Here is a 12440-nt window from a genome sequence, read left to right on the forward strand (position 1 = left end):
CAGGACTAGTCCGCGGGGGCGCCGAACAGTTCCGTGCCGCCGCGGCGCTGCGGGCCTTCAGGCGTGGGCCGGCTGCGGTGCGGATTGCGCCTGCACCGCCAGCCATGCGTCGTAGCCGCCCCGCAGCGGCAGCGCGCCCGGGTAGCCCATCTCCACCAGCAGATGCGCCGCCTTCACCGCGGTGGCGTCTTCGGGGCAGGCGCACATCGTCACCACCGGGGCGGTCCGCGGCCAGTGCGCCACCGCCGCCGCCAGGCCATCCAGATCCGCGGCCAGCGCGCGCGGGGCAACGCCGGTCGCCGCCAGCATCGCCGGGCCGCGCAGGTCGAGCAGCAGCGGCGGCGCCTCGCCTTCCAGCGCGGCCAGCAGTGCCGCGGCGTCGATGTGGCGGATCGCGGCACTCTGGCGGAAACGGTGGCGCCGCCACAGCTTCCAGCCCAGCCACAGCCCGAACACTGCCGCCAGCGCGAGCACCAGCGTGGCGCCGTGGCGCGAGATGGCGGCGAGCGCACCCTGCAGCTGCGCCCGCAGCAGCCAGCCGGTGAGCAGCGCCGAACCCGCCCACAGTGCGGCGCCCGCCGCCGCCGCGAGCACGAAGCGCGCAGGCGGCATCCGCAGCGCGCCGGCGATCGGCGGCGCCACGGTGGAAAACCCCGGCACGAACTTGGCGACGACCAGCGACCACGGCCCCCAGCGCACGAAGCGGGCCTCGGTCTGCGACACGCAGGAGCCGGGGTTGATCGACAGCCGGCACAGGCCGGACAGCACCCGGTAGCCAAAGCCGCGCCCGGCGAGATACCAGCCCCAGTCGGCAATCACCGACGCCAGCACCGCGGCCAGCAGCAGCGCCGCGCCCTGCCCGCCGCCCGCGGCCAGGCTGCCGGCCACCAGCAGGGTCGGCACCACCGGCAGCGGCAGGCCGAGCTGCTGCATCAGCACGTTGGCGAACACCACCCACACGGCATCACGCTGCAGGGTCTGGCGAAGCTGGTCGAGGTCGATGTCCATGGAAAACGGGCAAGGGCGGCGGTGCGGACACTATAGCGCCGCCACCGCGCCCCGGCCGTTGCTTCCCTCGGCCGATCGCCCTGCCGACCGCCCTGCTGATCGCCGGCGGGCGCCCGCGGGAAGTCGCGGCAACGGGCTCAGGCTGCGGCGGCGGGCTGGCGCAGCTGCTGCACGGCGCCGGCCAGCATCGCCTGCAGCAGCGGCTGGATCCGCGCCGCCCGCTCCGGCCGGTAGGAGAACGGCGCCTCCTCGTCCATGTACAGGGATTGCGCCATCTCCAGCTGGATGGCGTGCACGCCGCGGGCCGGCTCGCCGTAGTGGCGGGTGATGTAGCCGCCCTTGAAACGGCCATTGACCACGTGCGTGGGCACCGCAGCGCCTGGCAGCGATGCCAGCGGCCGCAGCGCGGCCTGCAACACCGCATCGGCGCACGATGCGCCGCTGTTGGTGCCGAAGTTGAGGCCCGGCAAGCGGCCGTCGAACAGGCGCGGCAGCAGGCTGGCGATCGAGTGCGCCTCCCACAGCAGCACCTGGCCGTGCTCCGCCTGCAGGCGATCCAGTTCGCCGCGCAGGGCGTCGTGGTAGGGCTGCCAGTAGCGCTGCCGGCGGCGGGCGATCTCGTCGTCGTCAGGCGCCTGGCCGGGTTTGTGCAGCGGCACGCCCTTGAAGGTTTCGGTGGGGCACAGGCCGGTGGTGGCTTGGCCGGGGTAGAGGCTTTCGCCGCCCGGCGGGCGGTTCAGGTCGATGGCGTAGCGCGAGACGCGGGCGCGCAGCACCGAGTAGCCCTGCTCGATGGCAAAGCCGTAGAGGCGGTCGAGATGCCAGTCGGTGTCGCGGAGGACGAAAGCCTCCTCGGCGAGCGCCGGCGTGATCTCGGCGGGCAGGTGGGTGCCCAGATGGGGGATGGAGAGCAGCAGCGGCTGCGTGCCTTGGTGAAGCTCGAAGACGGGTGGGGTCATGGCGGCAGACTCGGGTCGGGGAGGTGGTCGGGAATGTGAAAAGGGGCCGGGCCGGGGTCGGCTCCGGTCGCCAGCGCCGGCATCACGCGGCGCAGCGCCGGCGCGACGTCCTGCAGCAGGGCGGTACGGGTCAGGCGGGCGATCTCGGCGGCGGTCGGCGCCCACTGCGCATCGCGGCACAGCAGGTGGAATTCGCGCTGGCCCAGCCTGGACGGCGGCAGCGGCACGACCTGCACCTGGTCCAGCCAGGCGCGCGACTGCCACAGGCACAGCGGCGTGCTGATCGCCCAGCCCAGGCCCGCCGCCACCACGCTGAGCAGCGGGTCGGTGGCGTCGAAGGCGAAGCGCCGCGGCAGCTCCAGCCCCAGGTGGCGCAGGAAGCGTTCGATCTGCTGGCCGATGACCGAGCGCTGGGTATAGCGGATCAGCGGCAGCGGCGGCAGCCGGCGCTTGAGGTCGCGCGCTTCGTCGAGCGGCGGGCACTCCACGTTGCGCGGAAACACCGCCACCCAGGCTTCGGCAAACAGCAGGTGCTGCATCAGCCGCGGATCGGCGGGGATTTCGGTGCACACCGCCAGGTCGAGGTCGCGCGCCAGCAGTTGCGCATTCAGCCCGGGGGTCAGGCCGGACCACAGCTGCAGCTCGCGGGCCGAGCCGGACAGCGCGCGGATCAGCGACGGCCCCACCGTGGCGGCGAAGGAATCCACGCAGCCGAGGCGGATCTGCGCGTGGTCCTGGCGCACGCTCTGGCGCAGGCGCTCGGCGATGCTGCGCGCATCGCTCAGCAGGCCCTCGGCCATCTCCAGCAGGATGTTGCCGGCGCGCGTGGGCCGCGCCGGGCGCACGTCGCGGTCGAGCAGCTGCACGCCGTAGGTCTGCTCCAGCGCCTTGACCAGCTGGCTGACCGCGCTCTGGCTCACCCCCAGGCGCTGCGCCGCGAGCGACATCGAGCCCGACTCGCACACCGTCATGAAGGTATCGAGCGCGTGCAGGTCCGGCAGCACGCGGCGATCGGGCTGGGCCTGGGGGGCGGGGTCCTGGACGGCGGACCGGGAGGTGGAAGGTCTGGGCATGGTGTGCGGCGCATGTTCGTGGAGGTCGCCGCCATTATCCGCAGGGCCACGAAAAATAATACTGTCCATAAGATTTGCTTAAGCAGCGTGACGGCTCCAGCACGCTGACTACAGTGGCGTCCATGTTTTCGCACCCCCTTACCGCCTGGAGTCGACATGGAAAGATTTGACGCAATCGTCATCGGTGCCGGTGTCATCGGCACCTCGGTGGCCTACCACCTCGCCCGCCTGGGCTGCACCCGCGTGCTGGTGCTCGACCGCACCCAGATCGGCGCCGGCACCACCTCGCAGTCGAGCGGCATCCTGCGCACGCACTACTCGGTGATCGAGAACGTGCGGCTGGCGCAGGCGTCTTGGGCGGTGTTCAACGATTTCGCCAACTACCTCGGGGACGAGGATGCGGCCTCGGGACTGGTGAAGTGCGGCTACCTGATCGCCGCGCCCGAAGGCCCGCGGCTGGCGGCGCTGGACGCGGCGCTGAAGGCGCAGCAGGCGCAGGGCATCGAGGTGCGCTTCCTCGACCAGGCGGAAGCCAGCAGCCTGCTGCCGATATCGCGCTTCGACGACGCCGCGCTGATCGGCTTCGAACCCGAAGCCGGCTTTGCCGATGCCTACCTGGTTGCCACCGGCTTCGCCCGCGCCGCCCGCCGCCTGGGGGTGAAGATCAGGGAAGGCGTCGAGGTGGAAAAGCTGCTGGTCGAAGACGGCAAGGTCACCGGCGTCGATACCTCGGTGGGCCGCTTCCTCGCCGACACCGTGATCAGCACCCAGAACATCTGGGCGCGCGACATCGAACGCTGGACCGGCATCGCCAGCCCGGTGGTGGCCGAGCGCCACAGCGTGCTCGCGCTCGAAGGGCCGTCCGCCTACACCTTCCAGATGCCGGTGTACAAGGACCTCGGCTCGTCCGGGATGCTGTATTGCCGCAGCTACGGCGGCAAGCAGATGCTGGTCAGCGAAGGCATCGTCGGCGAGGCGCTGCCGGCGCCGGACAACGAGCAGGGCGACATCAGCATGGACTACATGCTGGAAGTGGGCGAGCAGGTCGCCGAGCGTTTCCCGAGCTTCGGCGAGGCCGGCGTGGCCTCGGCCTGGACCGGCGTCTATGACGTAACCCCGGACTGGAACCCGGTGCTGGGGCGCCTGCCGGACATCGACGGGCTGGTCGTCGGCTACGGCTTCTCCGGCCACGGCTTCAAGCTCTCCCCCGCCGTCGGGCTGGTGCTGGCGCAGTGCGCGCTCGGCCTGCCCACGGCGGTGGACATCGCCCCCTACGCGCTCGAACGCTTCCGCGCCGGCCAGCTGCTGACCGGCAAGTACGGCCTCGGCGCGGTGTCCTGAGCGCCGCCCCGCCGCGCCTTCCCGACTCCATCCCCAAATCTACCGAGGCATGCCATGCACATTCTCGTTCCCGTCAAACGGGTGATCGACCACAACGTCAAGGTGCGCGTCAAAAGCGACGGCTCCGGCGTGGAAACGGCCGGGGTCAAGATGTCCATCAACCCCTTCGACGAAGTCGCCGTGGAACAGGCGGTGCGGCTGAAGGAACAGGGCGTCGCCAGCAAGGTCACCGCGGTTGCCTGCGGCAGCGCCACCAGCCAGGACGTGCTGCGCGCCGCGCTGGCGATGGGCGCCGACGCCGCGGTGCTGATCGAGACCGGCGACGCGCTGGAGCCGCAGGCCACCGCCCGTCTGCTGCGCGCGTTGATCGCCCGTGACGGCGCCGACCTGGTGCTGTGCGGCAAGCAGGACATCGACGACGACCTCGGCGCCACCGCGCCGATGCTGGCGGCGCTGCTCGACTGGCCGCAGGCGGTCTCGGTCAACCGCCTGCAGGCGGCAGCCGGGGAGCTGCAGTTGTGGTGCGATGCCGACGCCGGCAGCCAGCAACTTGCGGTGGATCTGCCGGCCGTGCTCGGCGTCGATCTGCGCCTGTGCGACCCGCGCAACATCACCCTGCCGGCGATGATGCGCGCCAAGAAAGCGCCGATCACCACCCTGGCCGCGGCCGAACTGGGCGACGCCGCCCCGGCCACCGTGCGCCAGCTCCAGGTCGCCGAACCCGCCGCGCGCGCGCCCGGCATCAAGCTGGACAGCCTGGCCGCGCTGATCGAACGCCTGCGCGCCCTGCCCGCCCTGCAATCCTGATCCCCGGAGCCCCGCCATGAACGCCCTCATCATCGCCGCCCACGACGGCCAGCAGCTCGACCCCGCCACCGCCTGCGCGGTCACCGCAGCCCGGCCCCTGGCCGCCAACGGCCGCATCGACATCCTCGTCGTCGGCCACGACACCGCGGCCGTCGCCGCCCAGGCCGCGGCGCTGGTCGGCGTCGCCAGCGTGCGGGTGGCCGATTCCCCGGCGCTGGGCGCGCCCAATGCCGAAACCCTGGCGCGCCAGATCACCGCGGTGGCCGCCGGCTATGCCTGGGTGGTGGCCGCGCACAACCTGCAGGCCCGCGCCGCGCTGCCGCGCGCGGCGGCGCTGGCCGGCGCCGCCTACCTGAGCGACGTGGTGCGCACCGCCGCCGACGCGCTCGAACGCCCGGCCTATGCCGGCGCGGTGGTGACGCGGGTCCGGCCGCTCGCCGCCGCCACCTTCCTCACCGTGCGCGCCAGCGCCTTTCCCGCCGCCGCGGCCGCATCGGCAGCAGCCCCGATCGAAGCAGTCGCCGCCGTCGAGGCGGATGCCCGCACCCGCATCCTCGGCAGCGAGGGCGGCGCCAGCACCCGCCCCGACCTGAGCCGCGCGCGCATCGTGGTGGCGGGCGGGCGCGGCGTGGGCTCGGCGGAGAACATGGCGAAGGTCGAAGCGCTGGCCGACCATCTGGGCGCCGCGGTGGGCGCGTCGCGCGCGGCGGTCGATGCCGGCTTCGCCCCCAACGCGGTACAGATCGGCCAGACCGGCAAGGTGGTCGCGCCCGACCTGTATCTGGCGCTGGGCATCTCCGGCGCCATCCAGCACCTGGCCGGCATCAAGGACGCCAAGTGCATCGTCGCCATCAACAAGGACCCGGACGCGCCGATCTTCCAGATCGCCGACTACGGCATCGTCGGCGATCTGTTCGAAGCGCTGCCGGTGCTGCAGGCGCAGCTCGCGGCCGCGGCCGCCTGAGCCGGCCGGCGATGACTGCCGCCGCAGCGCGCCCCTTCGTGCTCGCCGCCATCGCGCCGCAACCGTGGCGCAACGGCGGCGGCGCCACCCGCGAGATCCTGTGCGCGCCCTCGGCGGACGGCGAGGGCTGGGACTGGCGGGTGAGCGTGGCCGAGATCGAGCAGCCCGGCGCCTTCTCGGTGTTCGCCGGGGTGGACCGCACGGCGCTGCTGCTCGACGGCGCCGGGCTGGCCCTGCACGGCAGCGCGCCGCAACCGCCGCTGGTGTTCGCCGCAGCCGGCTGCGTGCACCGCTTTGCCGGCGAAACCGCGCTCGCCGCCCGCCTCGGCGGCGGACCGGCGCGGCTCTTCAACGTGATGACCCGCCGCAGCCGGGCCAGCGCCGTGCTCGGCACACACACGGGCGACGGCGCGCTGGATCTGGGTGACGCGGTCGCCACGGTGCTGTTCGTCACTCGCGGCTGCTTCGCCCTGACCCTCGACGCCGCGGCCGGCTACCGCCTGCAAGCCGGCCACGGCCTGTGCCTCGACGGCGACTCCGCGCAGCGCGTGCGGCACGCCTGCCTGCAGGCGCTGCAGCCGGATGCCAGCCTGATCCAGGTCTCCTTCCACCGGCACTGACGCCACCGACATCGCCATGACCCCGCAAGACCTCCTCGACCACTACGGCCCGCGCGAATCCACCACCTACGACGTCGCCATCGTCGGTGCCGGCCCGGCCGGCCTCGCCACCGCCATCCGCCTCAAGCAGCTGGCCGCCGAACGCGGCGGCGAAATCTCCGTCGTCGTTCTCGAAAAGGGCTCCGAACCCGGCGCCCACATCCTCAGCGGCGCCGTCATGGACCCGCGCGCGCTCGACGAGCTGATTCCCGACTGGAAGGAACGCGGCGCGCCGCTGCATCAGCCGGTCACCGCCGACGAAGTGCTGCTGCTCTCGGAAACCGGCGCGTGGCGGACGCCTGCCGCGCTGGTGCCGCACAACTTCCACAACGCGGGCAACTACGTCGTCAGCCTCGGCAAGGTGGTGCGCTGGCTGGCCGCGCAGGCCGAAGCCCTGGGCGTCGACATCTTCCCCGGCTTCGCCGCCGCCGAAGTCCTCTACAACGAGGATGGCGCAGTCAAGGGCGTGGCCACCGGCAACATGGGCATCGGCAGGGACGGAGCGCCGGGCGCCGACTTCCAGCTGGGCATGGAGCTGCACGCCGGCTACACCGTGTTCGCCGAAGGCGCGCGCGGCCAGCTCGGGCGCCAGCTGCTGGAGCGCTTCCGGCTGCAGGACGGCAAGGCGCCGCAGAGCTTCGGCATCGGCATCAAGGAACTGTGGGAAATCCCGGCCGAGCGCGCCCGCCCCGGCCTGGTGGTGCACACCGCCGGCTGGCCGATGGACACGCACACCTTCGGCGGCGGCTTCCTCTACCACCTGGAGAACAACCAGGTCGCGCTCGGCTTCGTCGTCGGGCTGGATTACCGCAACCCCTGGCTCAGCCCGTTCGAGGAGATGCAGCGCTGGAAGCAGCATCCGGCCATCCGGCGCCACATCGAAGGCAGCCGGCGGCTGGGCTACGGCGCGCGCGCCATCAACAACGGCGGCATCCCCAGCCTGCCGAAGACGGTGTTTCCGGGCGGGGCGCTGGTCGGCTGCGACGCCGGCTACCTGAATGCCAGCCGCATCAAGGGCAGCCACGCCGCGATCAAGAGCGGCATGCTGGCGGCCGAGGCCATCCATGAAGCACTGGCCGCCGGCCGCAGCCACGACGAACTCGCCGCCTACCCCGCAGCCTTCGAGCGCAGCTGGCTGTACCGCGAACTGCGCGCGGCGAGCAACTTCAAGCCATGGTTCAAGAAGGGACGCACCGTCGGCATGCTGATGGCCGGCATCGAACACTGGCTGCTGCCGCGGCTCGGCATCGCGACACCGCCATGGACGCTGCGCAATCCGGCCCCCGATCACAGCTTCCTCGCCGCGGCGGCGGACTGTCCGAAGATCGACTACCCCAAACCCGACGGCAGGATCAGCTTCGACCGGCTGTCCTCGGTGTTCCTCTCCAACACCAACCATGCCGAGAACCAGCCGGCGCACCTGACGCTGAAGGATGCGGACGTGCCGCTGGCGATCAACCGGGCCCGCTACGCCGGACCGGAAGCGCGCTACTGCCCCGCCGGGGTGTATGAATTCGTGGCAGACGACGCCGGCCGCGAACGCCTGCAGATCAACGCGCAGAACTGCGTGCACTGCAAGACCTGCGACATCAAGGACCCCACGCAGAACATCGTGTGGTGCGCCCCCGAAGGCGGTGGCGGCCCGAACTACACCGGCCTGTAAGCCCCGCCCCTTCCAGCGGCAGCGCCGCGGCAACCGCCGCCGCGCTGCCGTTTTTCATTGCCGGGCCGTCCCATGAAGCCCCCCTATGGGGTGAAGCAGGGATTTCGCGCAGCCCTGCTCCCTGCCTGCGGAACGGGCCGGCGGTGCAAAGCCGGCCCGCTTGCGACCGCACGCAGGCGGAGCGTGGGGACCTTTTGTCACTCCGCGCCGCGCGGATACACGATGATCGACAGGAACTTGATCGGGCACTGGGTCAGCCTCGCCGGGCCGTGCGGCACCTCGCCGTCGAAGCTCAGCGAATCGCCCGGCTCCAGCAGATAGGTCTGCTGGCCGCAGCGGTATTCCAGCTGGCCTTCCAGCATGTAGAGGAATTCCATGCCCGGATGCTGGAAGGTGGGATAGGTCTGGCTGTCGTCTTCCATGGTGATCAGGAAGGGTTCGAAGGCCTTCACCGGCCCCTGACCATAGGCCAGCAGGTGGTAGGTATGCCCGCTTTTGGTGCCACGGCGCACCACTTCCATGCCTGCCCCGCCCTTCACGTGCTGCGCCGACGCCGTGGTCGCGTCGTAGCGGCTGAACAGCGCCGACATCGCCACCCCGAGCGAACGCGCGATGCGCGCCAGCGTATCCATGCCCGCCATCGTGCTGCCGGTCTCGATCTTCGACAGCATGCCGCGGCTTATCCCTGCCAATTCAGCCACTTGCGCAATGGTCAGGCCTTCTTTCAGGCGCAGTTCGCGGATCACGGCACCGACCGATTCTTCCAGTACGGGGGCGCTTTTTTCAGTGAGGTTTTCCATGTCCCGAGTTTAAGCGCTGGCGTCCGCTTTTCATATCGAGCATGATTCCTCACAGGCACACATGTTGCATTACAAGAAACAAGGCGACGTCCTTCGCGCTCCCCGCACCGTCGTCCATCGACCTTGTTCAACCCATGCATCAAGACCCTTGAGGAGCTTGTATTGTGAAACCCGACCTGACCTCGCAGCTGGTTCAATCGCCGCCTGGCGACCTCGTCGCGCCGCCGCGCTTCACCAGCGTGGAGCAGGCGCAGGAGTACCTGCGCGCGCGCGGCGTGAGCTACGTCCTGGCCCAGTTCGTCGATATTCACGGTGTCGCCAAGGCCAAGTCCGTCCCGGTATCCCACCTGCCTTCGGTGGTGAGCAGCGGCGCCGGCTTTGCCGGCTTCGCCATCTGGGGCGTCGGCATCGAACCGCACGGCCCGGACTTCATGGCGGTGGGGGATCTGTCCACGCTGAGCGTGGTGCCCTGGCAGCCGGGGCTGGCGCGCATCGTCTGCGAAGGCCATGTCGACGGAAAAGCCTGGGACTACGACAGCCGGGTGACGCTGAGGAAGCAGGTGGCGCGGCTGGCGGAGCGCGGGTGGACGCTGTTCACCGGCCTGGAGCCGGAGTTCTCGCTGCTGCGCCGCGGTGAAGACGGCAGCCTGCTGCCGGCGGACCCCAGCGACACGCTGGACAAGCCCTGCTACGACTACAAGAGCCTGTCGCGCACGCGGGAATTCCTCGAGCGCCTGTCCAACGACATGCGCGCCAGCGGCATCGACGTCTATCAGATCGACCACGAGGACGCGAACGGCCAGTTCGAGCTGAACTTCACCTACGCCGACTGCCTGACCTCGGCCGACCATTTCGTGTTCTTCAAGATGGCGGCGAGCGAGATCGCCAACGAGCTGGGCTACATCTGCTCCTTCATGCCCAAGCCCTTTGCCAACCGGCCCGGCAACGGCATGCACATGCACGTCTCGATCGGTGACGGCCAGCGCAACCTGTTCGAGGACAAGTCCGATCCGCGCGGGCTGAACCTGTCGCAGCTCGCCTACCACTTCCTCGGCGGCCTGCTCGCCCACGCACCGGCGCTGACCGCGCTATGCGCGCCCTCGGTCAATTCCTACAAGCGGCTGGTGGTGGGGCGTTCGCTGACCGGCGCCACCTGGGCGCCGGCCTATGTCAGCTATGGCGACAACAACCGCTCCAGCATGATCCGCGTGCCCAAGGGCCGGCTGGAGCTGCGCCTGCCCGATGGCTCCGCCAACCCCTATCTCGCCACCGCCGCGGTGATCGCCGCCGGCCTGGACGGCATCGAGCGCCGCCTCGATCCGGGCGATCCGCACAACGTCAACCTGTACGAGTGGAGCCCGCAGCAGCTCGCCGACGCGGGCATCGGCCTGCTGCCGCAGAGCCTGATCCTGGCCCTCGACAGCCTGGAAGCGGACAGCGTGATCTGCGACGCGCTCGGCCCGGTGGCCAAGGAGTTCCTCAAGCTCAAGCGCATGGAGTGGGTGGAATACCAGCGCCACGTCTCGGAATGGGAAATCAAGCAGTACCTGGAGTTTTACTGAAAAGGAAGCAAGCTCATGTGTGGAATCGTCGGACTTCTCGTCAAAACCCCCGCGCTGCGCGAGCAGCTCGGCGAACTCATGGTCCCGATGATGATCGGGATGACCGAGCGCGGCCCCGACTCGGCCGGGCTGGCCGTGTTCACCGCGCCGCTGCCGGCCGGCCGGCGCAAGATCAGCGTGTTCGCCGGCTATCTCGAGGACGCTGACCGCTACGACTGGCAGGCGCTGGTCGATGCGCTCAACCGCGACCTCGATGCCCACGCCGAAGTCGCCGCCCGCGGCCGCCACGCCATCGTGTCCTTCGCCATCGCCGCCGACGCGGTGCGCAACTGGATCGCCGACTACCAGCCGCTGCTCAAGGTCTTCTCCACCGGCCGCAGCATCGATCTCTACAAGGACATCGGCACCCCGGCCGAGGTCGCCGCGCGCTACGGCTTTGCCGGCTTCAAGGGCACCCACCTGGTCGGCCACACCCGCATGGCCACCGAATCCGCGGTGACCCCGGACCGCGCCCATCCCTTCACCGCGGGCGAGGACTTCTGCCTGGTGCATAACGGCTCGCTGTCCAATCCCAACGGCATCCGCCGCATGCTGGCGCCGCACGGCATCCGCTTCGACACCGACAACGATACCGAGGCCGCCACCCGCTTTCTGGAATGGCGCCTGCGCGAAGGCGACGAACTGAAGGAGGCGCTGCAGAAGGGCTTCGAGGTGCTGGACGGCTTCTACACCTTCCTGATGGGCACGCCGACCGAACTGGCGCTGATCCGCGACCCCTTCGCCTGCAAGCCGGCGGTGGTCGCCGAGACCGACGACTACGTCGCCATCGCCTCCGAGTTCCGCTCGCTGGCCCACCTGCCCGGCGTCAATCACGCCCATGTCTTTGAACCCGCACCCGAGGAAATGTACGTATGGAAAGCGTGAACTTCGACCTCGCCGCCACGCCGCTGCGTGAGGTCAACCACTACCTGCACCACCAGGCCCCGGCCCGCGCCGGCCAGCAGGTGCGCATCGACAACCCCAATGGCGCCCATGCGATCGCCGCGGGCCTCAACGCGCCGCTCGACGTCGTCATCGAGGGCCACGCCGGCTACTACGCCGCCGGCATGAACCAGCATGCCACCGTCACCATCAACGGCAGCGCCGGCACCGGCGTGGCCGAGAACATGATGAGCGGCAAGGTGCACGTGAAGGGCTTCGCCTCCAACGCCGCGGGCGCCACCGCCCACGGCGGCCTGCTGCTCATCGACGGCGACGCGGGCCTGCGCTGCGCCATCTCGCTGAAGGGCGCCAACGTGGTGGTCGGCGGCTCGGTCGGCAGCTTCTCGGCCTTCATGGCGCAGGCCGGCAACCTGGTGGTGCTCGGCGACGCCGGCGAAGCGCTGGGCGATTCGCTCTACGAAGCCCGCATCTTCGTGCGCGGCACGGTCAAGAGCCTGGGCGCGGACTGCGAGGAAAAGCCGATGGGCGAGGCCGAACGCGCCATCCTCGCCGACCTGCTGCAGCAGGCCGGCCACGCCGACGTCGATCCGGCGTCGTTCAAGCTCTACGGCTCGGCCCGCACCCTCTACAACTTCCACGTCGACAATGCAGGAGCCTACTGA

12 protein-coding genes are annotated in these 12440 nt (G+C 70.5%); 8 read left to right on the forward strand and 4 right to left on the reverse strand.

Annotated elements, in window-relative coordinates; genetic code table 11:
* Positions 1-57: 57 nt before the first annotated feature.
* From dqs_RS15465 to dqs_RS15475, 3 genes are all read right to left on the reverse strand, one after another.
* Complete coding sequence (locus tag dqs_RS15465; protein WP_065341040.1) at positions 58-1008, reverse strand: VTT domain-containing protein; 951 nt, start codon at positions 1006-1008, stop codon at positions 58-60.
* Positions 1009-1145: 137 nt separating this feature from the next.
* Complete coding sequence (hutG, locus tag dqs_RS15470) at positions 1146-1967, reverse strand: N-formylglutamate deformylase (RefSeq protein WP_065341041.1); 822 nt, start codon at positions 1965-1967, stop codon at positions 1146-1148.
* A complete protein-coding gene (locus dqs_RS15475) occupies positions 1964-3040 on the reverse strand; it encodes a LysR family transcriptional regulator (RefSeq protein ID WP_148268765.1) in 1077 nt (358 codons plus the stop codon). Before dqs_RS15475 ends, hutG begins: the two co-directional genes overlap by 4 nt.
* A 156-nt stretch (positions 3041-3196) precedes the next feature.
* Between dqs_RS15475 and dqs_RS15480 the strand changes: the two genes are divergently transcribed.
* From dqs_RS15480 to dqs_RS15500, 5 genes are read left to right on the forward strand one after another with little or no spacing between them, the layout of a single operon-like run.
* Positions 3197-4381 (forward strand): NAD(P)/FAD-dependent oxidoreductase, encoded by a 1185-nt coding sequence (locus dqs_RS15480; protein WP_065341043.1) that lies wholly within the window; start codon positions 3197-3199, stop codon positions 4379-4381.
* Positions 4382-4435: 54 nt separating this feature from the next.
* Positions 4436-5188 carry an electron transfer flavoprotein subunit beta/FixA family protein gene (locus dqs_RS15485; RefSeq protein ID WP_011766730.1) on the forward strand — a complete coding sequence of 251 codons (753 nt, stop codon included), beginning with the start codon at positions 4436-4438 and terminating at the stop codon, positions 5186-5188.
* 16 nt (positions 5189-5204) lie between these two features.
* The gene (locus tag dqs_RS15490; RefSeq protein WP_065341044.1) at positions 5205-6152 is read left to right on the forward strand and encodes an electron transfer flavoprotein subunit alpha/FixB family protein; all 948 of its coding nucleotides are present in this window, start codon (positions 5205-5207) and stop codon (positions 6150-6152) included.
* Between the two features lie 11 nt (positions 6153-6163).
* On the forward strand, positions 6164-6772 hold the full coding sequence (locus dqs_RS15495) for a HutD family protein (protein WP_065341045.1): 609 nt from the start codon (positions 6164-6166) through the stop codon (positions 6770-6772).
* Between the two features lie 16 nt (positions 6773-6788).
* Positions 6789-8474: an electron transfer flavoprotein-ubiquinone oxidoreductase gene (locus dqs_RS15500; RefSeq protein ID WP_065341046.1), complete on the forward strand. Its 1686-nt coding sequence runs from the start codon at positions 6789-6791 to the stop codon at positions 8472-8474.
* A 197-nt stretch (positions 8475-8671) separates the two neighbouring features.
* Here dqs_RS15500 and dqs_RS15505 read toward each other — a convergent pair whose 3' ends face one another.
* On the reverse strand, positions 8672-9274 hold the full coding sequence (locus tag dqs_RS15505; RefSeq protein ID WP_065341047.1) for a helix-turn-helix domain-containing protein: 603 nt from the start codon (positions 9272-9274) through the stop codon (positions 8672-8674).
* Positions 9275-9438: 164 nt separating this feature from the next.
* Here dqs_RS15505 and glnT point away from each other — a divergent pair, with 164 nt between their 5' ends.
* The 3 genes from glnT to dqs_RS15520 are packed head-to-tail and all read left to right on the forward strand — an operon-like array spanning position 9439 to position 12440.
* A complete protein-coding gene (gene glnT, locus dqs_RS15510) occupies positions 9439-10836 on the forward strand; it encodes a type III glutamate--ammonia ligase (RefSeq protein WP_011766735.1) in 1398 nt (465 codons plus the stop codon).
* Between the two features lie 15 nt (positions 10837-10851).
* The gene (locus tag dqs_RS15515) at positions 10852-11760 is read left to right on the forward strand and encodes a class II glutamine amidotransferase domain-containing protein (RefSeq protein ID WP_011766736.1); all 909 of its coding nucleotides are present in this window, start codon (positions 10852-10854) and stop codon (positions 11758-11760) included.
* Positions 11748-12440 carry a GltB/FmdC/FwdC-like GXGXG domain-containing protein gene (locus dqs_RS15520; RefSeq protein WP_011766737.1) on the forward strand — a complete coding sequence of 231 codons (693 nt, stop codon included), beginning with the start codon at positions 11748-11750 and terminating at the stop codon, positions 12438-12440. Before dqs_RS15515 ends, dqs_RS15520 begins: the two co-directional genes overlap by 13 nt.

Origin of the sequence: Azoarcus olearius (assembly GCF_001682385.1) — a bacterium.
GTDB lineage: Bacteria > Pseudomonadota > Gammaproteobacteria > Burkholderiales > Rhodocyclaceae > Azoarcus > Azoarcus olearius.